Source organism: Flavobacterium salilacus subsp. salilacus (assembly GCF_004634195.1).
GTDB classification, from domain to species: domain Bacteria; phylum Bacteroidota; class Bacteroidia; order Flavobacteriales; family Flavobacteriaceae; genus Flavobacterium; species Flavobacterium salilacus.
Genome location: NZ_SKBP01000001.1, coordinates 195,547 through 218,901, shown reverse-complemented (window position 1 = coordinate 218,901; position 23,355 = coordinate 195,547). Strand labels below are relative to the sequence as shown.

Genomic DNA, 23,355 nt, shown 5'->3' with positions numbered 1-23,355 from the left:
GTTAAGATTGTAAATATAATTATTTCCATGCACATAATATACCACCCATTATGGTAAGGCACACTATCCAGTAGCCACTGTTTATCAAAATATATCTGGCACTTCTTCTTTCAAAAAGAGCGTTAGTACCTGTTATAGGCAGTGCAAGAAACAAGCCCGCCATAAAACCGTGTAAAGCACCATGCTTAAAAGTCCGAAAAACATCGCCGTAGTCGGTCATAAAAGCTTCATAAGATGGTTTAGCCGTTTCGGGCGAAGCGCCTACCATCCCGATAGCTCCAAATTGGTGTATTACTAAAAATTGTAGTATAAAGGATGCCATAATTGCAAACAGAATTGCCATGCCAAATATTTTGAACATGTTAGCACCTTTTGCTTTCTCTTCGGTCATACCTGTTTCTTTCATCCAGGCAGTGCCAAAAACTTTTGGGTTATACCATATAGCCCCTACTGCCATGGTGGATAATGCAGCCACGATAACGGCTAAGAAATTTATCTCCATAATTTTTATTGTTTAAGGTTGATGGTAGCAAATTTATATTTTTTACCCATATAATTTATCAAATAATCAATTTATTATAAATTAATAAAGAATATCTTAAAAAAGGGATTTAGCCTTTCGTGAGTAAATCTTTAAATAGAAGTACTGTCATTCACTGTAAAGTTCATAAATTTGTGAGCATGTATAGTCACAATCCTAATGATTTAGTAGAAGGGGAGGATTATTACCTTACTCCCGAAGGATATAAAGTATTTACAGAGAAATACCACTTGCAACGAGGATATTGCTGTAAAAGCGGTTGCCGTCATTGCCCGTATGGGTATGACAAGAAAACAGGCGAATTTAAAAAATAGTTAATAGTTTAAAGTTTTCAGTTCAAAACCTAAAACTCGTAACACCCAACTCGAAACAATAAATAACGAACACCATAGAATATGACATTTCACGAACAAATACAGGAAGGAATACCGGCAGTTTTACCACAACCACAACCGTATGACCCTACTATAAACCACGCGCCAAAACGAAAAGAAATACTATCGGCAGAAGAAAAAAAACTGGCACTACGCAATGCGCTTCGCTATTTTGAGCCGAAACATCATGCCGAACTGATTAAAGAATTTTCGGACGAATTAGAAAAATACGGTCGTATTTATATGTATCGCTTACGTCCTGATTATAAAATGTATGCCCGCCCGATATCGGAATATCCGGGAAAATCAGAACAGGCAAAAGCCATCATGCTAATGATGCAAAACAACCTGGACTATGCTGTGGCACAACACCCGCATGAGTTGATAACTTATGGCGGTAACGGAGCGGTGTTCCAAAACTGGGCACAATACAGGCTTACTATGAAATACCTTAGCGAAATGACCGATGAGCAAACATTGGTTATGTACTCCGGTCACCCTATGGGGTTGTTCCCGTCGCATAAAGAAGCCCCCAGAGTAGTAGTAACCAATGGGATGATGATACCCAACTATTCAAAGCCCGACGATTGGGAAAAATTCAATGCGCTGGGTGTTACCCAATACGGGCAAATGACGGCAGGCAGCTATATGTATATAGGACCACAGGGTATTGTGCACGGTACTACCATTACAGTGCTTAACGGCGGCAGAAAAATATCTAAAAACGGAGAGGGGCTGGAAGGCAAACTATTTGTGACCTCAGGGCTTGGCGGTATGAGTGGCGCACAACCAAAAGCAGGAAATATTGCCGGGTGTATTACCGTATGTGCAGAGGTTAACCCCAAGGCAGTACATACCCGCCATTCGCAAGGATGGGTAGATGAGGTAATTAAAGATATAAACGTACTTGTAAAAAGAGTTCGCGAAGCTAAAGAAAATAAAGAAGTAGTATCTATAGCCTATCAAGGTAACATAGTAGATATTTGGGAAACATTTGATACTGAAAACATATATATCGACTTGGGCAGCGATCAATCTTCGTTGCACAATCCATGGGCAGGAGGCTATTACCCGGTAGGACTTTCGTTTGAAGAAGCGAATGAATTAATGGCTGCCGATCCTGCTACATTTAAAATAGTAATACAAGACACCCTGCGAAGGCATGCTGCTGCCATAAATAAACATACGGCAAAAGGCACTTACTTTTTTGATTACGGTAATGCCTTTCTGCTTGAAGCTTCGAGGGCAGGAGCAGATGTAATGGCTGAAAACGGCATCGATTTTAAATACCCGAGTTATGTACAGGATATAATGGGGCCCATGTGTTTTGATTATGGTTTTGGTCCGTTCCGTTGGGTATGCGCATCAGGTAATCCGGATGACCTTGTTAAGACTGATGCTATAGCATCTAAAGTGTTAGAAGAAATGGCTAAGGATGCGCCTGATGAAATAAAGCAGCAAATGCAGGATAACATTAAGTGGATACAAGGCGCACAGGAAAATAAATTGGTAGTAGGTTCGCAGGCACGCATACTGTATGCCGATGCCGAAGGGCGTATTGCTATTGCAAGAGCATTTAACGAAGCGATTGCTAAAGGTGAAATAGGATATATAATATTAGGGCGTGATCACCACGATGTGAGCGGGACAGACTCTCCATACAGAGAAACATCCAATATATATGACGGCTCCCGTTTTACAGCCGATATGGCAATACACAATGTAATTGGCGACAGCTTTCGCGGTGCTACCTGGGTAAGCATCCACAACGGCGGAGGTGTAGGCTGGGGAGAGGTTATAAACGGTGGATTTGGTATGGTTCTTGATGGTTCTCAGGAAGCATCAAGGCGTTTAGAATCAATGCTTTTCTGGGATGTAAATAACGGTATAGCCCGCAGGAGCTGGGCAAGGAATGACGAGGCTATTTTTGCCATAAAAAGAGCTATGGAAAGTCAGCCGTTACTGCAAGTTACCCTGCCCAATAAAGTAGATGACGCATTGTTAGGATAAACACTTACATGTGATGCCAATTAATGTTGAAGACAAAAATTATTAGATTATGAAAAAGATAAAATTGCTGTCACTACTATTTATTACCACTTTAATAGTTTCGTGTACTTCTATTCGTGTAGCTACGGACTATGATAATGCTGTTGATTTTAATCAGTATAAAACCTATGCCTTTTTTAAAGAAGGGATAGACAAGGCTGAAATATCCGATCTTGACAAGAAACGTATACTGCGTGCTATAGATGCCGAAATGCAGAAGAAAGGTTTTGCCAAAAGCGAAAACCCCGATATGCTGGTTAATATTTTTACCCGTTCTACCGAGCAGGTAAATGTGAACAACTGGGGCTACGGTTGGGGCTGGGGCTGGGGTTACAACCCCTGGATGTGGGGCGGTAACTATGCAAGCGTTAGCACTTCTACCGAAGGAACACTTTATATTGATATACTGGATGCCCGCAAAAAAGAGCTTGTTTGGCAGGGTATAGGCACAGGAGTGCTAACTCTGGACAGAGAAAGAAAACAGGAGCGCATCAACGAATTTGTCATGGAAATAATGAAAGAATACCCTCCGCAGCAAAAATAATAAGTTGTATGGATGATAATAGTAAAAGCTCCTGCCAATGGCAGGGGCTTTTTAATGCATTGAAAATTAAACAAGAGGCAACATAACATCAGAAAAATTGTATTATTTTAGCCGAAATTCAACTTTACCAAAAACAAGATGTTATGAAAAAACAGTTACTTTTCTTTTTATTGCTATTATCAGTAATGGGGAGTGCCCAAATTGTAAATATTCCTGATGCTGATTTTAAGAATTTGTTGGTGCAATCTGGAGATCCGGGTTTTACTGATATAGCCAAAGATGAAAATAATTATACACTTGCGATAGATGCCAATAACGATGGTGAAATACAAGTTAGTGAAGCAGAAGCGGTATGGCATATAAACATTAATATGCAAGGAACAGTGTCTTCAATAGAAGGTATAGATGCATTCGTCAATCTAAGAACATTACGTTTGAAAAACAATCCAGTTGAAACTATTGATGTTACTTCATTAGAATTTTTAGAAAATTTGACTTGTGGCAATTATAATAATAGTGAAGATTTGACAACGTTAAATGTAACAGGAATGTCAACTCTTAAGGAGTTACATTGTAGTGACAATAGTTTAACTGTATTGGATTTAACAGGATTGATTAATATAGAATATTTATCTTGTAAAAATAGTACTATATCATCTGTTATTTTGGATGATAATATAAACTTAAAAAATATAAATTTATCAGAAACAGCAATAACTGCATTAGATTTAACAGGATATGTAAACTTAGAGAACCTAAACGTGTATCACAGTCAATTAACACAGTTAAATTTAGAGAACTGTGTTTCATTAATAGAGTTATACTGTAATTCAACACCAATTCAAAATCTGGATATTTCACCATGTGTATCACTTGAATTGATTGAATGCGGAGGAACGGACAGTACGCCTCTCGAATCTGTAACCATGGGAGAACTACCTGCATTATTCTCGTTTTATGGTGATGTATATGGCGTAACAGAGTTAGATTTTAGTGAGTGTCCTAACCTTGAAGGAGTAAGTCTTGAAAACATTAATGAAATATATCTAAACATCAAGAATGGCAGTACCCAAGGGATCTCTTTGATTAATAGTACTGAGGCATCGGTATTCGTTTGTGTTGATGAAGATGAAGAGCTGACTTTTCCTATATACTATCTGGAAAACCCTAATTATCATTTTAGCAGCTATTGCTCCTTTACTCCTGGAGGTAATTACAATACCATAACCGGTAATTTTACTTTTGACGGAGATAATAACGGTTGTGATACAGGAGATAACTTTGGCAACATGGTAAGAGTAAATATTAATGACGGAACAGAAAGCGGTTCGACTTTTAGTAATAATGATGGTAACTATAATTTCTATACAGAGGCAGGTACATTTACTTTAACTCCAAATATAGAAAACAGCGATTGGTTTACCATATCCCCCACATCAGCCACGGTAACATTTGCTGATGATAATAACAGTACTGAAACACAAAACTTTTGTGTAGCTCCTAATGGGGAGCACCCGGATGTAGAAGTCGTTATTGTGCCTACAGTACCGGCTCAACCCGGATTTAATGCTTCTTATAAAATAACCTATCGAAACAAAGGAAACCAAACCCTGTCAGGGAGTGTTTCTTTATCCTATAATGATGCAGTACTGGATTATGTTTCGTCTACTTCGGGAGTTACGACCTCAGGAAATGTTTTCGCATGGAATTACAACAACCTGCAACCTTTTGAGACAAGAAATATAAACCTTACGCTCAACGTAAACAGCCCGATGGAAGACCCTGCCGTAAATATTGATGATTTATTAGTATTTACAGCCAATGTTACCCCAATAACAGGAGATGAAACTCCTGAGAACAACAACTTTACACTGGCGCAAAACGTAGTAGGCTCCTACGACCCTAATGATATTACATGCTTGGAAGGCGAAGCCGTAAACATGATTCATATTGGCGAGTACCTGCACTATAACATCAATTTTGAAAATACAGGTACAGCTCCTGCTACTTTCATTGTAGTAAAGAATGAAATCAATCAAGAGCAGTTTGACATCAACACCCTGCAGTTAATGGATGCTTCACATAATGTGGAAACCCGAATTACAGGAAACACAGTAGAGTTTTATTTTGGAGATATTAACTTGGCTGCCAATGGCGGAAAAGGAAATGCGCTATACAAAATAAAAACATTAAGCACACTGCTGCCTGAAGATACAGTTACACAACAGGCAAACATCTTCTTCGATTACAACTTCCCGATAGAAACCAACGAAGCTAACACTACATTTGCAACGTTAAGTAATACTGTTTTCACAAAACACAGTACGGTAAAATTATATCCTAACCCAACGACAGGCAATGTAACCGTAATAGCCGATACAATAGTAAAATCAGTAGAACTTTATGATATACAGGGCAGATTGTTACAGGTAAATACGATTAACGACACCCAAGCCACAATCAACCTAACAGAAAAACCGTCAGGATTGTATTTTGTTAAAGTAATTACTGAAAACGGCACTAAAGTAGAGAAAATAGTTAAAGAGTAAAAATTTAAGAAACACGATATACTAAGAAAGGTAATATGTGAGTTTATACTATAGTTTTATCACCTTTTAGATTCATTAATTACTTTTTGTTTTACTTTCTGTAAAAGCCACAGTACATGCTGTGGCTTTTTTACTGGCAATTAATCAATTTTGCTTATTTTTTAATTTATAGTTTTTCTTAATTAAAATATGGATATAATCGTTATAAATTATTTGCAAATCGTGAGAAATTCGTAATTTTACACTATAACAACAACGCAATATATTATGAGTGCAACCATAGAGAGCAATCCGTTATTAGACAAGTTGCCCAAGCATTTAAGGCAGTTTATAAAACCGCAGGATTATGATGATTACACGCCTATAAACCAGGCGGTGTGGCGCTATGTAATGCGTAAAAATGTAGACTACCTTAGTAAAGTTGCTCATAAATCCTATCTTGACGGGTTAAGAAAAACAGGTATAGAGATAGAGAATATTCCCAGCATGTATGGTATGAACCGTATATTGAAAGAAATTGGATGGGCTGCTGTAGCGGTAGATGGTTTTATACCGCCTAATGCCTTTATGGAGTTTCAGGCGTATAATGTGCTGGTAATCGCTTCAGATATCCGCCAGTTAGAGCATATAGAATATACCCCTGCGCCGGATATCATTCACGAAGGAGCAGGGCATGCACCCATAATTGCCAATCCTGAATATGCCGAGTACCTGCGCCGTTTTGGTGAGATAGGCTGTAAAGCCATATCATCGGCAAGAGATTATGAAATGTATGAAGCCATAAGGTTATTATCAATATTAAAAGAAGCAGAAGATACGCCACAGGAAGATATAGATGCAGCTGAAAAACGTGTGGATGAATTGCAGAATAACATGGGCGAATTGTCTGAAATGGCTTTGATTCGTAACCTGCATTGGTGGACAGTTGAGTACGGACTCATAGGTACTGTGGATAACCCGAAAATATACGGGGCAGGGCTACTGTCATCTATCGGCGAAAGTACCTGGTGCATGACAGACAATGTGAAAAAATTACCCTATGATATCAATGCAGCCTACCAAAGCTTTGATATAACCAAGCCACAGCCACAGCTATATGTAACCCCAGACTTTGCTCATCTTAATTCAGTATTAGAAGAATTTGCCAATAAAATGGCATTACGCACAGGCGGGCTCAGCGGTATTAATAAACTAATACAATCTAACGCTTTAGGAACTATAGAGCTTAGTACAGGGCTTCAGGTATCCGGAGTGTTTGCCAATGTTATTGAAGACGATGGCAAATCGGTATATATACAAACTACAGGAGCTACGGCATTATCATACAGGGAAAAAGAATTGGTAGGGCATGGTACACTTTATCATGCCGAAGGTTTTGGGAGCCCTATTGGGAAACTGAAAGGCATTAACCTTGCAATTGAGGATATGAGCCCGAGAGATTTGCAGGCATACGCCATATATGAAGGCGAACGTGTAACCCTCGAATTTGAGGGTAACATAAAGGTATCGGGAGAGATTATAACCGGAACACGTAACCTGCAAGGTAAAATAATACTCATCAGCTTTAAAGATTGTACCGTTACCCATAATGATACAGTATTATTCCAGCCGGAATGGGGCGTTTATGATATGGCAGTGGGTAAAAAAGTAGTTTCTGCTTTTTCCGGCCCTGCCGATGTAAATAGTTTTGATTTGATAACCCACGTACCCTCAAGCCAAACAATAAAAGCTAAAAAATCGCCTGCAAGACAAGAATTGGAAGGTCTGTATCAAACAGTAAGAAATATCAGAGAAGGAAAAGGAGAATATACTGCATTAGAAAGTGTATTTGCAACGTTGAAGCAAAATCACCCTAACGATTGGTTATTATCAGTAGAAATAGCCGAATTGCTGAAGAAAAATAATACAAATGAGTTATTACAACAAGTAATGGCTCATCTTGATACGGTGAAAAGCAATCGTCCCGAAGTTGTACACTTAATTGACGGAGGGCTCGAACTTATTTTTGAGAAAGAAAGATCACTGGATTAACGAAAAAAGGATGCTTATTAAGCATCCTTTTTTATTTTATATAACGGTTATATTTTATAATAACCCTGCTCTTTTTAGCAGTGCTTCAGGTTTTGGTTCCTGACCTCTAAAACGTTTATACAACGTCATAGGGTGCTCTGTACCCCCTTTAGAAAGTATATTTTCTTTAAATGAAGCTGCTGTGGCTGCATCAAAAATTCCTTTTTCCTGAAATAACTCAAACGTATCGGCATCCAGCACCTCCGCCCATTTATAGCTATAATAACCCGATGAGTAGCCGCCCTGAAAAATATGGCTAAAAGCAGTACTCATAGCATTTTCGGCTACATCAGGATATAGTTGCGTAGCGGCAAACTGTTCCAGTTCAAAAGTTTTAACATCAACTATACCGGTAGGGTCAAAGCTGTGCCAGCCCATATCGAGCATACTAAAACTAAGCTGACGCAGTGTAGCCATGCCTTCCTGAAAACTTGCACTTTCTTTAATCTTTTTGATGTATTCCATCGGAATCATCTCGTCCGTTTTGTAGTGGTGCGCAAATAATTCTAATGCTTCGGGTTCGTAGCACCAGTTTTCCATTACCTGACTTGGTAATTCTACAAAATCCCAATATACGCTTGTTCCTGATAGGTTAGGGTAAGTTGTATTGGCAAGCATACCATGCAGTGCGTGTCCAAACTCGTGGAAAAGTGTAGTTACTTCATTGAAAGTAAGCAACGAAGGTTTGGTTTCGGTAGGCTTGGTAAAGTTGCAAACTATTGAAACATGAGGTCTTTCGTTAATGCCGTTTTTTATGTACTGCGATTTGTACGATGTCATCCATGCGCCGTTACGTTTTCCCTTGCGGGGGAAGAAATCAGCATAAAAAACAGCAACAAGTTCGTTGTTTTCGCCTTTTACCTCATAGGTAGTTACATCTTTATGATATTTATCTATATCCTGTACTTCCTCAAATTTAAGTCCGTATAGTTTTCCTGCTATGGTAAAAGCACCGTTAAGCACTTTTTCTAACTGAAAGTAGGGTTTTAGTTTCTCGTCATCAAGGTTAAAAAGTTTTTGCTTTAATTTTTCAGAATAATAAGCACCATCCCATTTTTCAAGCCTGTCAATGCCGTCAAGCTCTTTTGCGAAAGCGGTTAGCTCTTCAAACTCTTTTTGTGCTGCCGGCTTTGCTTTTTCCAACAGGTCACTCAGGAAAGACTTAACCTTTTCAGGGCTTTCTGCCATGCGTTCTTCCAAAACAAAATCTGCATGCGATGTATAACCCAGCAGTTGAGCACGCTCATGGCGTAGCTTTACAATTTGCAATACGATTTCCTGATTGTCATATTCATTTTTTTGGAAACCCTTTGCACCAAAAGCCAAAGCCAGTTTTTTACGCAATTCACGGTTATCGGCATACGTCATAAACGGTATGTAGCTTGGGTAGTCTAAAGTAAATACCCATCCCTCTTTTTCCATGCTTTTGGCAACTTCCTGCGCGGCTTCAATAACACCTTCGGGTAAGCCCGAAAGGTCTTTCTCGTTTGTTATATGTAAATGAAAAGCATGCGTTTCTGCCAGTACATTTTCGCCGAATTGCAGGCTTAGTTTAGACAGCTCTTTGTCAATCTCCCTTAGCTTGGTTTTCTTATCCTCAGGTAGGTTAGCTCCGTTTCGTGAAAAACTTTTATATGTTTTATCCAGTAAGGTTTCCTGTTCCGTTGTAAGGTCAAGCGAATCTTTTTTGTTATACACTGCTTTTACTTTTTCAAACAATTCCTTGTTTAACCTCACATCGTTACCAAACTCTGAAAGCAGAGGAGAAACCTCCTGTGCTATCTTCTGGATTTCATCATTGGTTTCAGCCGAATGCAAGTTGAAAAATATACTGGAAATTCTGTCCAGCATATCACCACTATAGGACATGGCAACTATTGTGTTTTCAAAGGTCGGTGCTGAAGCATTATTTACAATAGCATCAATCTCTGTCTTAGCCGAAGCTATCCCTTCCTTGAAGGCAGGCAGGTAATCCTCATTTTTTATTTTACTGAAAGGGGCGGTATCGTGTTTTGTGTTGAATTTTTGTGTGAGTATATTCATAGCGTGATTCTAAATACGACCATAGTGTTTTCGTATTTCTGTAGTTATTTTTTTAAAATTTGTTCGATTATCAAATAAAGTAATAACTTCAATTTCGTTATCATTTATTCTGTATAGCAAAGAAGTTTGTTTCGTAATTATACACATTCGTAAGTTATCATGAAAATCAGATTTTATACAGCTTTCAGGAAAACTTGAAATTTGTTCAATTTTTTCTTTTAAAGTGGCTATAAACTTTTTCTTTACTTTTTCAGACCATTCTTCCTCTAAATATTCCGAAACTTGTTCCAATTTTCTATAAGCAAGGTTTGAAAATGCTACCTTCATAAGCTACGAGATTTTTTTATAAATCTCTTCCCATGATGTTTTTTCTCCACGCTCTAATTGTTCAAGACCGTATCTAATTTCCAGTTTTTCGTCTTCTGATAAATCATTGTAAAAATCTCTTTTTTCTTTTACGATGAGTTTACGTACTTTCTCAATGAGTTTAGAATCCTCCAATTCCAAAATCATTTTTACAAGTTCTATTTTTGAGGTTTGAATATCCATAATAATTGCTTTTACCAAAGTTACAAAAAACTATTGCTGGTTTTTCAAATCGTCCGATGCTTTGTTTACAGCATCTTTAAGCCCTTGTTTATAAGCTATAATTTTTGCCTGTACCAATTTATCATGACTGCCCAATATTTGCGTGGCAAGTATGCCCGCATTTTTAGCTCCGTTAAGTGCTACGGTAGCTACAGGAACACCACCCGGCATTTGGAGTATAGAGAGCACGCTGTCCCACCCGTCAATAGAATTGCTGGATTTTACAGGAACGCCTATAACAGGCAGTGGCGACATAGCGGCAACCATGCCCGGCAGGTGGGCAGCCCCGCCGGCTCCCGCAATAATTACCGAAATTCCTCTGTTATGCGCTTCTTTGCTGTATTCGTATAATTTTTCGGGTGTGCGGTGTGCCGATACAATATCTACCTCTGTTGCTATTCCAAATTCTTTTAATATATCTATGGCAGCCTGCATTACCGGCATATCCGATATACTGCCCATTATAATTCCTACTTTCATAATTTTTGCCCCCTATCCCCCGAAGGAGGAACTGCCTACAAGGGGTGGTAGGGTTTAGTTATTAATTTAGTCCCTATATTACAAACCCGCTTTTGGGATTGGGTGGCTTATCACTCTTATCGTGTTTTTAACTTCTTCGGCTATACGTCTTGCTTCGTCAATATCCTCGTTCACTATGGTTACATGCCCCATTTTTCGGAAAGGACGTGTTTGTTTTTTGCCGTATATGTGCGGAGTAACCCCGACTTTACCTAATATATTTTCAATATTTTCATATACTACATTGCCACTATAACCTTCTGCACCTACAAGGTTTACCATAATACCCGCTGCTTTACTGTCGGTATTGCCTAATGGCAGGTTGAGTATGGCACGCAAATGTTGTTCAAACTGCGAAGTATAACTAGCCTCGATAGAGTAGTGTCCGCTGTTGTGCGGTCTTGGTGCTACCTCGTTTACTACTATTTGGTCGTCCTCTGTCCTGAACATTTCTACAGCCAGTAACCCAACATGATTAAATGCTTCGGAAACTTTTAAAGCGATATCCCTGGCATCTTCCGAAACAGCATCCGGTATGCGCGCCGGGCAGATAACATATTCCACCTGATTGGCTTCGGGGTGAAATTCCATTTCTACCACAGGGTAGGTTTTTATTTCTCCTGACGGGTTGCGTGCTACAATTACGGCGAGTTCATGTATAAAAGGAACCATTACTTCAGCTATGCACTGCACATCGGGTAAACCTTCAAAACTTTCGGCAGAGCGAATTATTTTTACCCCATTGCCGTCATACCCTCCTTCGGTACTTTTCCATACAAAAGGCATTAGTATCTGTTCTTCTTCAACAGCCAGTTTCAGGTCGCTTAAGTTTTCAAAACGCCTGTAGTCAGCCGTTGGTATTTTGTTGGCAATGTAAAAGTCTTTTTGGTCGCCTTTATTTTGTATTTGTTTTAATGTAGCAGGCGACGGATATACTTTTATGCCCTCGCTTTCCAACTTTTCGAGTGCGGCTACGTTAACGTGTTCAATTTCAAACGTGAGTACATCAACCTGTTTCCCGAAGTTGTAAACGGTATCAAAATCCATCAGGCTGCCCTGAAAGAATTTATTACTGCCTATTTTACAAGGGGCTTCATCACTTGGGTCGAGTACATACGTTTGTATATCAAATTTTCGGGTTTCGGTAAGCAGCATTTTTCCAAGTTGTCCGCCACCCAAAATTCCCAATTTAAAATCAGAAGAAAAATAGTTCATTTATCGTGTTGTTGTTAGCAATGTCAAAGATACTTAATGCTGTAAAATTTTACTATTAAATGATGATATTTATACGTTTTGGGTATAATCCGTAAGATGATTTTTAACTAATTTCTCTATTCATTTAGATTGAAAATGAGCTATGGGAGCCATATACTGTTGTATATTTGCGCCAAATTTACAGCAGCTATGGAACAGGGCGATGCGGGTAAAAAGGAATCGGCATTCTTAAAGAAGAATCCCGTGCTTAAAATCCGTGAATTTCTTTCGTTTTTAAGTATACGATTTGGGCTCATTTTTGCCCTGAATATGCAAATAACCATTGTTTTTTATTGGGTTTACCATATCACCAATGATAAGTTATCACTTGGTTTTGTGGGCTTGGCAGAGGTAATACCCGCTATCGGGTTTTCACTTTTTGCAGGGCATTACGTAGATCTTGTAGAGAAAAGAAAAATGGTACTGGTTTGCATTTCCGCATACATACTGTTGGGGCTAAGCCTTTTTGCCCTTACCACACCTTATGTTTTTGATGCGTTAGGACTTAATACGACACTTTACTTAATTTACTTTTTTGTGTTTTGCGGAGGTGTAATCCGTTCGTTTATGGGACCTTCGGTATTTTCATTATTCGGGCTTATCGTGCCCCGAAAAAACTATGCTAATGCCACCAGTTGGGGCAGTATGGCATGGCAAATGGGCTCGGTTATAGGACCGCTTGCAGCAGGAATACTTATTGCTCTTGACGGTGTAATAGCCGGGATGCTTGCCGTTGTAGTGGTTGAGGTATTATTGCTTATCCCGATACTCTCTATAAGTGTAAAGCCAATATTGAAGAAAGAAAAAGAACCGATACTAAAAAGCCTGACGATGGGCATACGCTTCGTATTGAAAACACCGGAATTGCTGGGCGCACAGTTGCTCGATATGTTCTCGGTACTGTTTGGGGGTGCGGTTGCACTGCTGCCGGTATATCAAAAAGAGATATTGCATGTAGATGAGGTGGGTTTTGGTATTCTTCGTGCTGCACCCGGTATCGGGGCATTGCTCACTATGAGTATATTGGCATTCCTGCCGTTGCGAACCTACCCCGGGCGGAAGCTGTTTATGGCTGTTACAGGGTTTGCACTTTCGATTATTATATTCGGTATTTCTACCAATTTTATACTTTCGTTTTTCATGCTTTTGTTTTCGGGTATGTTCGATGCGGTGAGCGTAGTAATTCGCAGTACTATATTACAACTGGTAACTCCAGACCATATGCGCGGGCGCGTAGCCTCGGTAAATACTATGTTTGTAAGTTCATCTAACGAGTTAGGCGATTTCGAGAGCGGCGTTATGGCACACTGGCTGGGAACGGTTCGGGCGGTTGTAGTGGGTGGTTGCCTTACGCTTGGGGTAGTTGCAGTAACCTTTTTCAGTGCGCCACAGCTTCGAAGGTTTGGTTTTGAAGAGGAGGAAACAGACGACTAATGCTTTTTTTGCTGCTTTCTTATTTTTTGTAAAATATCTTTAGCTGCTGCTTTATACGCTGCGGTATGTTGCGAAAAATCTTGTTCCAGTGTTATTTGTAATTCCGGGTATATCCAGTCGTTATTCTCACCCAACAAATATAGTGTTCGCATGGCGTATGCCTTTGCTGCTACTTTTTCATCAGGGTTAATCAACCAGTCAAAACAAACTTCTGTTATTTGTTGTAATTGCTTTTCGCTGATAAAATCAGGATTTTTACTACTGTGCTTCACAGCAAAAAGGCATATTTTGGCAATAGGTCGTATCGCACTCTCATTGGTAAAGTTTGGCAGTCTTTCACAAAAAAAATGCAAATAGTCCTTTAGCCATTCGATATTTGCTTCGCAAACCAGTTCTAATATCCAGCAGGCTTTATGATGGTTTTTATCTTGGATATCAAAGCCTATATGTAATAAGTCAGGAAACAGGTTTTTGTCATTAAGTACCATAGCGGATAATTCATCGCGAATGGCGCGATGTGCCGTACTGTTTATTACTTTATTGTAAAAGAAAATATCCATTAGTTGTTTTGAATAACCTAAAATTGCTGAATCAATATAAACATAGGGTAATAAATATATAAAATAAACCACAGTTTACATAGAGCTACTTTGTAATTAGTATATTTGCAAATTATTTACAATAATAAAAAAAATTGATACAGCTTCACGATAAATATTTTGTGCCTTTTATAGACGCAGCCAAAATTGATACCGCCATTGCACGTATGGCAAAGCAGGTAGAAAACGATATGGGAAATGAAATTCCTGTTTTTGTAGGAGTGCTTAACGGTGCTTTTATGGTGGTTTCCGACTTTATGAAACATTATAAAAAACCCTGCGAGGTAAGTTTTGTAAAACTGTCTTCCTATGAAGGTACGGCATCTACTAACGATGTTAAGCAACTGATAGGGCTTAGTGAGAGTTTGGAGGGTAAAACCGTTATAATAATTGAAGATATAGTAGATACCGGCAATACGGTTGTGGAACTCAAAAAAATGTTTGAAGCGCAAAAAGTAAAATCGCTTAAAATAGCCACCCTGTTTTTTAAACCTGAGGCTTATACTAAAGATGTAAAGCTCGACTATATAGGGTTTGAAATTCCTAATAAATTTATAGTAGGCTTTGGGCTGGACTATGACGGACTGGGGCGCAACTTACCTGAAATATACCAATTGCAATAACTAACAACAATAACAACAATAATGATTAATATCGTATTATTCGGGAAACCGGGAGCAGGAAAAGGAACACAGGCAGAGTTTTTAAAAACGAAATACAACCTTACACATATTTCTACAGGAGATGTTTTTCGGTATAATCTTAAAAATGACACCCAACTGGGCAGAGAAGCCAAAGTGTTTATAGACAGGGGCGACCTTGTACCTGATTCCATAACCATAAAGATGTTGCAGGATGAGGTAGAAAAACACCCTGACACCGCAGGTTTTCTTTTTGACGGTTTTCCCAGAACGATTGCACAAGCAGAAGCTCTAGATACTTTTTTGGCAACCAAAGACTGGAGAGTAACGGCTACCGTAGCCCTTGAAGCTGACGATGAAATATTGATACAGCGCCTTTTGGAACGCGGTAAAACCAGCGGAAGACCTGATGACCAGGATGAAAGCCTGATAAGAAACCGTTATGAAGAATATAACGAGAAAACAGCTCCTTTGATGGATTACTATAAAAACCAGCATAAATTTTATGCAGTAAACGGTATAGGATCTATTACTGAGGTAACCGAAAGGCTGAGCCTGGTAATAGATAAACTTAACTAAAATTTCAACGATTGGAAATAGTCATAATATTATTACTGATATTGCTTAATGGTGTTTTCTCCATGTCGGAGATTGCACTGATTTCTGCAAGAAAAAACCGTCTGGAAACGGCTGCAAAAAAAGGAAATGCCAGTGCAGTAGCCGCATTAAAACTAGCCAACTCGCCCAATAAATTTCTATCTACAGTACAAATAGGAATTACACTTATAGGGATTCTTACCGGTATTTATAGTGGCGATAAAATTACCGATGATGTTGAGACCTTTATAAGTAAATTTGAGATACTGGAGCCGTATGCAGAAAATATAGCTGTAGGCATTGTACTTGTAGTACTTACATTTTTTACGCTAGTGTTGGGTGAACTGATGCCCAAACGTTTGGGACTTATTTATCCGGAAGCCATAGCAAAATTTGTGGCGTTGCCCATGAAGTATGTGTCTATTATTACAGCACCATTTATATGGTTATTAATGATCTCTACCGACTCTTTGATGAAAATATTTAACATTCGCCCTACGGCAGATGGCAAAGTAACCGAAGAAGAAATAAAAGCTATAATAAAAGAAGGAACAGAAGGAGGAGAGGTACAGGAGATAGAACATGATATTATGGAGCGTGTGTTTCATATTGGCGACAGGAAAGTAAACTCGCTGATGACACACCGAAAATCAGTAGCTTACCTTACATTTCAGGCAGATAAAACCCGTATTAAGGAAATAATGCTTGAGGAAATGCACTCCATTTACCCCGTATGCGAAGATAATCTTGACGACGTGGTGGGTATGGTGTCATTAAAAGATATGTTTGCCAATTATGAAAAGCCGGGCTTTAACCTAAGGAATATAACCAAAGAACCCGTATATTTAATAGAACACACATCGGCATACAAAGCACTGGAAATATTTAAGAAAACCAAAGTGCATTATGCTTTTGTAACCGATGAATATGGCGTATTTCAGGGCATTATAACGCTGAATGATATACTGGAAGCACTGGTAGGAGATGCTTCTGATTTTTATGATGATGAATTTCAATTAGTAGCCAACCCTGATGGTACCTGGACAGTGGATGGGCATTACCCGTTACATGACTTTCTTACTTATTTTGATTTGGATGAGCTTACAGGCGATTATGAAGTAACAACTGTGAGCGGTCTTATTATGACCGAATTATCATACATACCTAAACAAGGAGAGAAACTGGCTTGGAACTTGTATGAACTGGAAGTCCTTAAAATGGATGGTGTTAAAATTGATAAAGTAAAAGTAAAGGCTCTAAAAGAGTAACAGCCAAAAGATATCAGGCATTAGCCAATAGTTAATAATCAGGATTTGGTATAAAATCCGAAACCCGAAACAAAAACAATGACAGAAGGAAATTTTGTAGATTATGTAAAGATATATGTAGCCTCCGGTAAAGGAGGGAAGGGATCTACACACCTGCACAGGGAAAAATTTATTGAAAAAGGCGGTCCTGACGGTGGCGACGGCGGTCGTGGCGGACACGTATATTTGGTAGGGAACAAAGGGCTATGGACATTGTTTCACCTCAAGTTTGCACGGCACATTAAAGCAGGGCATGGTGGCGATGGCGGTAGCGCACGCAGTACCGGCGCCGATGGTGAAGATAAATATATTGAAGTACCCTTAGGAACCGTAGTACGCGATAAAGAAACCAACGAAGTACTTTTTGAAATAACCGAAGACGGCGAGCAAAAAATACTTGCCAAAGGCGGTAAAGGCGGTTTGGGTAACTGGCATTTTCGTAGCTCGACCAACCAAACACCGCGTTATGCGCAGCCGGGTATGGAGGGCGAACAGATTGATATAATTTTAGAACTTAAAGTACTTGCCGATGTGGGCTTGGTAGGTTTCCCCAATGCCGGAAAATCTACACTGCTTTCAGTACTTACTTCTGCAAAACCTAAAATAGCCGACTATCCTTTTACAACATTAAAACCTAATTTGGGAATTGTCGCCTACAGGGATTTTCAATCGTTTGTAATTGCCGATATACCGGGTATTATAGAGGGTGCTGCCGAAGGTAAGGGGCTGGGGCATTATTTTTTGAGACATATAGAGCGAAACTCTACATTGCTGTTTCTTGTTCCTGCCGATGCGGAGGATATAAAGAAAGAATATGATATTTTACTTGATGAATTAAGGAGATATAACCCAGAAATGCTGGATAAAGACAGGCTGGTTGTAGTATCTAAAAGCGATATGCTGGATGAAGAACTGAAAAAGGAAATGAAAACACAACTGGATAAAGACTTTAAAGGAATACCCTATATGTTTATATCATCGGTAGCGCAGCAGGGACTTACGGAACTGAAAGACAAACTATGGCAGATGCTAAATGTTGATACAGAATAGAAAAACGCCTTCGGGCGTTTTTTTGTTAGGTTTCATGTAAAATTATATAATTTTTAAATTGCCTTTATTTTACGAAATTCTCAAAAAAAGCTATCTTCGCATTACAAAAAATAAAATTTCAGTAACGGTGTAACAATTCCTAAGTATATCGTTTACCTATTGATTTTAACTATTAACCTTATTTCTATCAAATTAATGAAAAAACTAATTTTGTTTGTAACCATGCTTATCATGGTATTGCCGGCAAGGGCAGACGAAGGAATGTGGTTCCTGATGCATATTGAACGCCTTAACTACAGGGATATGCAAAAAATGGGACTTCAGCTTACACCTGATGAAATTTACAGCATAAACAACCATAGCCTTAAAGATGCCATTGTGCAGTTTAACGGAGGTTGTACTGCCGAAATTATCTCGAAAGAAGGGCTGGTATTAACCAACCACCACTGTGGATATGATGCTATTGCAGAACTTTCTACTCCCGAAGCTAACTATCTTAAAAACGGCTTTTGGGCATCAACCCGCCAAGGCGAGCTTAAACCTAAAGATTTATATGTACGTTTCTTTGTAAGAATGGACGACGTATCTAAAAGAATATTAGGCAAAGTAAACGACCAGATGACAGAGGCTGAAAGAGAAAAAGCCATTAATCAGGAAATTGCAAAAATAGAACAGGAAAATAATGAGGGGGGTAAATATACCGTATCTGTACGTTCATTCTTCCAAGGTAACGAATTTTACTACTTTGTATATCAGGATTATACCGATGTACGTTTGGTAGGTACACCGCCGGAAAGCATAGGTAAATTTGGTGGAGATACTGATAACTGGGAATGGCCACGCCACACAGGAGATTTCTCTATGTTTCGTGTTTATGCCGATAAAGACGGTAACCCTGCCGAATATTCACCAAACAATGTTCCGTTAAAGCCAAAGCACTATCTTCCTGTAAGTATGCAAGGAGTTCAGGAAAATGATTTTGCCATGATATTAGGTTATCCCGGGCGTACCAACCGTTGGATGCCATCAGGAGGGATAGAGCAAAACGTTAAGTTTGCTTATCCTGCATGGGTAGAAGCTTCTAAGTTAGGTATGGACAAGATGAAAGTGCATATGGATAAAAGCGACCAAGTACGCCTTAACTATGCATCGCAATATGCACAGGTAGCCAATTACTGGAAAAACCGCCAAGGGATGATAGATGCGCTTACTAAGCACAAAACGGCTGCTGCCAAAGCAAAAGATGAAGAGAAATTTAACAAGTGGGCAAATAAAAAAGAGAATAAAGCCAAGTATGGTGAGGTTATCGCTACGATAAACAACTACTATGCTAAAACTAACGAGAAAGCACGCCATGATAACTACCTTACAGGTTTATTGCGTACCAGTACTTTTGCCGTATTGCCATACAGCTTAGGCAGAGGACTCCAGGCGTATGCAAATTCTAACGAGAATGGTCGTGCAGCTATGTTGCCGGAGCTTGAAGAGGCTGTTAATGAGTCATATAAAACACTATACCTGCCATTAGAGAAGGATGTGCTTGCTGCACAACTTAACCTGTATGCTACAAAATCTAAAGGCTACCCAATTGCATCATACATTGATGAGGTAGGAAAGAGTAACAATTATGACTATACAGCTTTTGTAAACAATGCATTTAATGCGAGTATGTTTACAACAAAAGAGAAAGTATTAGCATGGTTACAAAACCCTGATATTGATGCATTAAATAATGATTCGTTATACAAACTGTCTAATGCTATCATTGCACAATACAGAGCTAAAACGGATGAGCAGGCACAACTTGATGCCGATTATGCCCGAGCATTCCGTTTATTAGTGCAAGGTATGCGCGAAGCTAACCCAAATGAGAAATACTACCCCGATGCTAACAGTACCCTGCGTTTAACCTATGGTAAAGTACGCTCACTTCCTGCTGATAAAAGAAACGATGCTAAAGTAAACTACTATACCACTATGAAAGGGGAAGTAGCAAAATACAAGCCAAACGATGAGGAATTTGATCTTCCTAAAAGGCTGATGGAGCTTTACGAAAAGAAAGATTTCGGTCAGTATGCTGACAAGGCAGGCTATATGCCGATAAACTTCCTTACAGATAATGATATTACAGGAGGTAACTCAGGTTCTCCGGTACTTAACGGTAAAGGAGAGCTTATAGGTCTTGCTTTTGATGGTAATATCGAAGCTATGGCAGGCGATGTTATTTTTGATAAAGATTTACAGCGCACTATAAATGTTGATATCCGTTATGTACTTTGGATTATCGACAAATATGCAGGCGCTAAACACATTGTTGATGAAATGACGCTTGTTCGTTAATTATATAATTATTGGTTCAAATTAAGAACGTCCCGCATTTGCGGGACGTTTTTTTATTTTCATAATCATAGGTAGTTTTGTTACTTTTGAGGAAATTATTACAAACATGCGTACACATTTTATTGCCATAGGCGGTGCTGCTATGCACAACCTTGCATTGGCGCTTCATGAAAAAGGATATAAAGTAACCGGTAGTGATGATGCTATATTCGAGCCGTCACGTACAAGGCTGGAAAATAAAGGATTATTACCTGCCGAAATGGGTTGGTTTCCTGAGAAAATAACTACCGACATTGATGCGGTAATATTAGGTATGCATGCCAAAGCTGATAATCCGGAATTGCTGAAAGCACAAGAACTTGGTTTGAAAATATATTCGTACCCAGAGTTTCTTTATGAGCAATCTAAAGATAAAACACGAGTAGTAATAGGCGGTTCGCATGGCAAAACCACCATTACCAGTATGATACTGCACGTAATGCACTATCACAATATTGATGTAGATTATATGGTGGGGGCTCAGCTTGCAGGTTTTGATACTATGGTGCGCCTCACGGCAGATAATGACTTTATAGTGCTGGAAGGCGATGAATACCTCTCATCTCCTATGGACAGACGACCGAAATTTCACTTATACCAGCCCAATATTGCCTTGATAAGTGGCATAGCCTGGGATCATATTAACGTGTTTCCTACGTATGAGAATTATGTAGAGCAGTTTGAAGTATTCATTCAGCAGATAACCAATGGCGGTATTTTGGTGTATAACGAAAATGACCCTGAAGTAAAGCGCGTAGCAGAAGCTGCTACCAACCCCATACGTAAATTACCATACCATACTCCTGAATATACCGTGCAAAATGGTGTTACCTATCTTGAAACGCCCGAAGGACCAATGCCGATAGAGGTATTTGGCGCACATAACCTAAACAATCTTGCGGGAGCGAAATGGATATGCCAGAATATGGGTGTGGATGAAGCTGATTTTTATGAAGCCATTGCCACCTTTAAAGGAGCCAGCAAACGCCTTGAAAAAATAGCGGAGAGTGGTAAGAATGTAGCCTATAAAGACTTTGCCCATTCGCCCAGTAAAGTAGCTGCAACTACTAAGGCGGTAAAAGAACAGTATCCTGACCGTACATTGATTGCCTGCCTTGAACTGCATACTTACAGCAGCCTTAATGCTGAATTTTTAAAGGAATATGAAGGGGCTTTGGATAATGCCGATGTAGCCGTGGTGTTTTATTCCCCGGACGCGGTAAAAATAAAACAGCTTGAAGAGGTTACTTATGAGCAGATTGCCAAAGCATTCAACCGTGAAGATTTGATTATTTATACTAATCCTACGGAGTTTAAAGACTACCTTTTCAATTTGAATAAAAGTGATGGAGGAATGGCTTTACTATTAATGAGTTCCGGTAATTATGGCGGACTTAATTTTGATGAAGTTAAGACGCTCTTATAGGTTAGGGAGCATATCTGTAATGCTCCGACAGGGTATAACTGAAAAGACAATCTTCAAGGTTTTGCCCGCTCCCGATATTGTGTACTATCATATAGCGTTTACCGTCTTTTGATTTTCGGTTCACCACAATGCCTATATGGGGCAGGCTGGGGGTAAGCATCCAAGTTACAATGTCGCCCGGTTTATAGTCGGCAGCATTTTGAGTAACAGATAATGATTTCCCTTTTCGTGTAAAGAATGTTTGCAGGTTAGGCACACGCCTGTGGTCAATATTGGTGTCTGTATGTTTCATACCCCAGTTTTTAGGATATTTCGAAAAATTCGCTTTCATGTCTTCGTGTACCTCTTTTTGCAGATCAACGCCCAGTTTACGGTAGGCACGTATTACTACATCCGTACATACACCCACATTTTTAGGTACATCGCCATTAGGGTAGGATATCTTACGGTAACTGCCATCATAGTGTACATAATCTTTTGTAAGCGATATCGCAGCATCAGAAAGTTTTTCCGAAAAAGTATCCTGAACAGGGCTTAGTAATAGAAATAATAAAGGTATAATGTATTTCATATCAGTTGGTTTGTTATAAAAACGTAAGAATATTTACACATAGTATATCCGTTTTTAAAAAAAGGGTATATTAGCACCTATCACTTCTTAAAATTGGTATGGAAGAAACACAAAGCCCCTTTTCGATAAAACACTGGGCAGAAGACGACAAGCCTCGTGAGAAATTGATGCAAAAAGGTAAAACCGCTCTTAGCGATGCCGAGCTTATTGCCATTCTTATCGGTTCGGGCAGTCGAAATGAAAGCGCGGTAGAACTGAGTAAGCGCATACTGGCAAGTGTAGATAATAACCTGAATGCTTTGGGCAAACTCTCTTTACAACAACTCATGCAGTTTAAAGGGATAGGCGAAGCCAAAGCCATAAGTATTGCCGCAGCTATGGAACTCGGACGCAGGCGCAGGGAAGAGGATGGTATCGACCTGAAACAAATTACGTCCAGCCGTGCTGTTTTCCAGATTATGCAACCCATAATAGGCGAATTGCCCCATGAGGAATTTTGGATTATTTACCTTAATAATTCCAACAAAGTAATTTATAAAAACCAATTGAGTAAAGGAGGTATTACAGGTACTGTGGTTGATGTTCGCATTGTGTTTAAAACCGCATTGGAACAAAATGCCGTAGGAATTATTGTGGTACACAATCACCCTTCGGGAAACCTACGACCAAGTGATGAAGATAAAAATATAACACGCCAATTAAAGACAGCAGGAAAAAGCCTTAATATTAGTGTACTGGATCATGTAATTGTAACCGAAAACGGGTACTACAGTTTTGCCGATGAGGGTGTTTTATAATCCCTGCTTTTTGCCTAACTTGC

The 23,355-nt window shown here is 39.2% G+C and carries 21 protein-coding genes; 13 read left to right on the top strand and 8 right to left on the bottom strand.

What is annotated here, in order from left to right; genetic code table 11:
• Positions 1-19: 19 nt before the first annotated feature.
• Entirely contained in the window at positions 20-502 is a 483-nt protein-coding gene (locus E0W68_RS01120; RefSeq protein WP_135217564.1) for a DUF1761 domain-containing protein, read from the bottom strand.
• Positions 503-681: 179 nt separating this feature from the next.
• Between E0W68_RS01120 and E0W68_RS13810 the strand changes: the two genes are divergently transcribed.
• The 5 genes from E0W68_RS13810 (at position 682) to E0W68_RS01100 (ending at position 8,088) form a co-directional block, all read left to right on the top strand.
• Positions 682-855 (top strand): DUF5522 domain-containing protein, encoded by a 174-nt coding sequence (locus E0W68_RS13810; RefSeq protein ID WP_162845783.1) that lies wholly within the window; start codon positions 682-684, stop codon positions 853-855.
• An 81-nt stretch (positions 856-936) separates the two neighbouring features.
• A complete protein-coding gene (locus E0W68_RS01115) occupies positions 937-2,925 on the top strand; it encodes a urocanate hydratase (protein WP_135217563.1) in 1,989 nt (662 codons plus the stop codon).
• Positions 2,926-2,974: 49 nt separating this feature from the next.
• Entirely contained in the window at positions 2,975-3,508 is a 534-nt protein-coding gene (locus E0W68_RS01110; protein ID WP_135217562.1) for a DUF4136 domain-containing protein, read from the top strand.
• Positions 3,509-3,651: 143 nt separating this feature from the next.
• Positions 3,652-6,057: a DUF7619 domain-containing protein gene (locus E0W68_RS01105; protein WP_135217561.1), complete on the top strand. Its 2,406-nt coding sequence runs from the start codon at positions 3,652-3,654 to the stop codon at positions 6,055-6,057.
• A gap of 267 nt (positions 6,058-6,324) precedes the next feature.
• The gene (locus tag E0W68_RS01100; protein ID WP_135217560.1) at positions 6,325-8,088 is read left to right on the top strand and encodes an aromatic amino acid hydroxylase; all 1,764 of its coding nucleotides are present in this window, start codon (positions 6,325-6,327) and stop codon (positions 8,086-8,088) included.
• Between the two features lie 54 nt (positions 8,089-8,142).
• On the opposite strand, the gene E0W68_RS01095 is transcribed toward E0W68_RS01100, so the two are convergent.
• The 5 genes from E0W68_RS01095 to E0W68_RS01075 form a co-directional block, all read right to left on the bottom strand.
• Complete coding sequence (locus E0W68_RS01095; protein ID WP_135217559.1) at positions 8,143-10,170, bottom strand: M3 family metallopeptidase; 2,028 nt, start codon at positions 10,168-10,170, stop codon at positions 8,143-8,145.
• A 9-nt stretch (positions 10,171-10,179) separates the two neighbouring features.
• Positions 10,180-10,497 (bottom strand): type II toxin-antitoxin system RelE/ParE family toxin, encoded by a 318-nt coding sequence (locus E0W68_RS01090; protein WP_135217558.1) that lies wholly within the window; start codon positions 10,495-10,497, stop codon positions 10,180-10,182.
• A gap of 3 nt (positions 10,498-10,500) precedes the next feature.
• Entirely contained in the window at positions 10,501-10,719 is a 219-nt protein-coding gene (locus E0W68_RS01085) for a hypothetical protein (protein WP_135217557.1), read from the bottom strand.
• A 30-nt stretch (positions 10,720-10,749) separates the two neighbouring features.
• Entirely contained in the window at positions 10,750-11,238 is a 489-nt protein-coding gene (purE, locus tag E0W68_RS01080; protein WP_135217556.1) for a 5-(carboxyamino)imidazole ribonucleotide mutase, read from the bottom strand.
• A gap of 78 nt (positions 11,239-11,316) precedes the next feature.
• A complete protein-coding gene (locus tag E0W68_RS01075; RefSeq protein ID WP_135217555.1) occupies positions 11,317-12,492 on the bottom strand; it encodes a 5-(carboxyamino)imidazole ribonucleotide synthase in 1,176 nt (391 codons plus the stop codon).
• A 135-nt stretch (positions 12,493-12,627) separates the two neighbouring features.
• Between E0W68_RS01075 and E0W68_RS01070 the strand changes: the two genes are divergently transcribed.
• Positions 12,628-13,965 (top strand): MFS transporter, encoded by a 1,338-nt coding sequence (locus E0W68_RS01070; protein WP_225990313.1) that lies wholly within the window; start codon positions 12,628-12,630, stop codon positions 13,963-13,965.
• Here E0W68_RS01070 and E0W68_RS01065 read toward each other — a convergent pair.
• Entirely contained in the window at positions 13,962-14,525 is a 564-nt protein-coding gene (locus E0W68_RS01065; RefSeq protein WP_135217554.1) for a hypothetical protein, read from the bottom strand. The two genes, E0W68_RS01070 and E0W68_RS01065, sit on opposite strands and share 4 nt — an antisense overlap.
• Positions 14,526-14,659: 134 nt before the next feature.
• Between E0W68_RS01065 and hpt the strand changes: the two genes are divergently transcribed.
• The 6 genes from hpt to E0W68_RS01040 all read left to right on the top strand — a co-directional run bounded on the left by hpt (position 14,660) and on the right by E0W68_RS01040 (position 21,964).
• The gene (gene hpt / locus E0W68_RS13915) at positions 14,660-15,187 is read left to right on the top strand and encodes a hypoxanthine phosphoribosyltransferase (protein WP_192824548.1); all 528 of its coding nucleotides are present in this window, start codon (positions 14,660-14,662) and stop codon (positions 15,185-15,187) included.
• A 21-nt stretch (positions 15,188-15,208) separates the two neighbouring features.
• Positions 15,209-15,784 carry an adenylate kinase gene (locus E0W68_RS13910; RefSeq protein ID WP_192824549.1) on the top strand — a complete coding sequence of 192 codons (576 nt, stop codon included), beginning with the start codon at positions 15,209-15,211 and terminating at the stop codon, positions 15,782-15,784.
• Positions 15,785-15,846: 62 nt separating this feature from the next.
• Positions 15,847-17,070, top strand: coding sequence for a hemolysin family protein (locus tag E0W68_RS01055; RefSeq protein ID WP_235831819.1), 1,224 nt, complete (start codon positions 15,847-15,849; stop codon positions 17,068-17,070).
• Positions 17,071-17,148: 78 nt separating this feature from the next.
• Positions 17,149-18,159, top strand: a complete 1,011-nt coding sequence (obgE, locus tag E0W68_RS01050; RefSeq protein ID WP_135217552.1) for a GTPase ObgE — start codon at positions 17,149-17,151, stop codon at positions 18,157-18,159.
• Positions 18,160-18,354: 195 nt separating this feature from the next.
• Entirely contained in the window at positions 18,355-20,499 is a 2,145-nt protein-coding gene (locus E0W68_RS01045) for a S46 family peptidase (protein WP_135217551.1), read from the top strand.
• A 106-nt stretch (positions 20,500-20,605) separates the two neighbouring features.
• Positions 20,606-21,964 (top strand): UDP-N-acetylmuramate--L-alanine ligase, encoded by a 1,359-nt coding sequence (locus tag E0W68_RS01040; protein ID WP_135217550.1) that lies wholly within the window; start codon positions 20,606-20,608, stop codon positions 21,962-21,964.
• Position 21,965: 1 nt separating this feature from the next.
• Here E0W68_RS01040 and E0W68_RS01035 read toward each other — a convergent pair whose 3' ends face one another.
• Positions 21,966-22,535: a DUF1287 domain-containing protein gene (locus tag E0W68_RS01035; RefSeq protein WP_135217549.1), complete on the bottom strand. Its 570-nt coding sequence runs from the start codon at positions 22,533-22,535 to the stop codon at positions 21,966-21,968.
• A 98-nt stretch (positions 22,536-22,633) separates the two neighbouring features.
• On the opposite strand from E0W68_RS01035, the gene radC reads away from it, so the two are divergent.
• Entirely contained in the window at positions 22,634-23,332 is a 699-nt protein-coding gene (radC, locus tag E0W68_RS01030) for a RadC family protein (RefSeq protein ID WP_135217548.1), read from the top strand.
• Positions 23,333-23,355 lie beyond the last annotated feature (23 nt).

Excerpts from the sequence above, each read along its gene's own strand:
- E0W68_RS01120 (WP_135217564.1), bottom strand. The coding sequence starts at position 502 with ATGGAGATAAATTTCTTAGCCGTTATCGTGGCTGCATTATCCACCATG.
- E0W68_RS13810 (WP_162845783.1), top strand. The coding sequence starts at position 682 with ATGTATAGTCACAATCCTAATGATTTAGTAGAAGGGGAGGATTATTAC.
- E0W68_RS01115 (WP_135217563.1), top strand. The coding sequence starts at position 937 with ATGACATTTCACGAACAAATACAGGAAGGAATACCGGCAGTTTTACCA.
- E0W68_RS01110 (WP_135217562.1), top strand. The coding sequence starts at position 2,975 with ATGAAAAAGATAAAATTGCTGTCACTACTATTTATTACCACTTTAATA.
- E0W68_RS01105 (WP_135217561.1), top strand. The coding sequence starts at position 3,652 with ATGAAAAAACAGTTACTTTTCTTTTTATTGCTATTATCAGTAATGGGG.
- E0W68_RS01100 (WP_135217560.1), top strand. The coding sequence starts at position 6,325 with ATGAGTGCAACCATAGAGAGCAATCCGTTATTAGACAAGTTGCCCAAG.
- E0W68_RS01095 (WP_135217559.1), bottom strand. The coding sequence starts at position 10,170 with ATGAATATACTCACACAAAAATTCAACACAAAACACGATACCGCCCCT.
- E0W68_RS01090 (WP_135217558.1), bottom strand. The coding sequence starts at position 10,497 with ATGAAGGTAGCATTTTCAAACCTTGCTTATAGAAAATTGGAACAAGTT.
- E0W68_RS01085 (WP_135217557.1), bottom strand. The coding sequence starts at position 10,719 with ATGGATATTCAAACCTCAAAAATAGAACTTGTAAAAATGATTTTGGAA.
- purE (WP_135217556.1), bottom strand. The coding sequence starts at position 11,238 with ATGAAAGTAGGAATTATAATGGGCAGTATATCGGATATGCCGGTAATG.
- E0W68_RS01075 (WP_135217555.1), bottom strand. The coding sequence starts at position 12,492 with ATGAACTATTTTTCTTCTGATTTTAAATTGGGAATTTTGGGTGGCGGA.
- E0W68_RS01070 (WP_225990313.1), top strand. The coding sequence starts at position 12,628 with ATGAGCTATGGGAGCCATATACTGTTGTATATTTGCGCCAAATTTACA.
- E0W68_RS01065 (WP_135217554.1), bottom strand. The coding sequence starts at position 14,525 with ATGGATATTTTCTTTTACAATAAAGTAATAAACAGTACGGCACATCGC.
- E0W68_RS13910 (WP_192824549.1), top strand. The coding sequence starts at position 15,209 with ATGATTAATATCGTATTATTCGGGAAACCGGGAGCAGGAAAAGGAACA.
- E0W68_RS01055 (WP_235831819.1), top strand. The coding sequence starts at position 15,847 with ATGTCGGAGATTGCACTGATTTCTGCAAGAAAAAACCGTCTGGAAACG.
- obgE (WP_135217552.1), top strand. The coding sequence starts at position 17,149 with ATGACAGAAGGAAATTTTGTAGATTATGTAAAGATATATGTAGCCTCC.
- E0W68_RS01045 (WP_135217551.1), top strand. The coding sequence starts at position 18,355 with ATGAAAAAACTAATTTTGTTTGTAACCATGCTTATCATGGTATTGCCG.
- E0W68_RS01040 (WP_135217550.1), top strand. The coding sequence starts at position 20,606 with ATGCGTACACATTTTATTGCCATAGGCGGTGCTGCTATGCACAACCTT.
- E0W68_RS01035 (WP_135217549.1), bottom strand. The coding sequence starts at position 22,535 with ATGAAATACATTATACCTTTATTATTTCTATTACTAAGCCCTGTTCAG.
- radC (WP_135217548.1), top strand. The coding sequence starts at position 22,634 with ATGGAAGAAACACAAAGCCCCTTTTCGATAAAACACTGGGCAGAAGAC.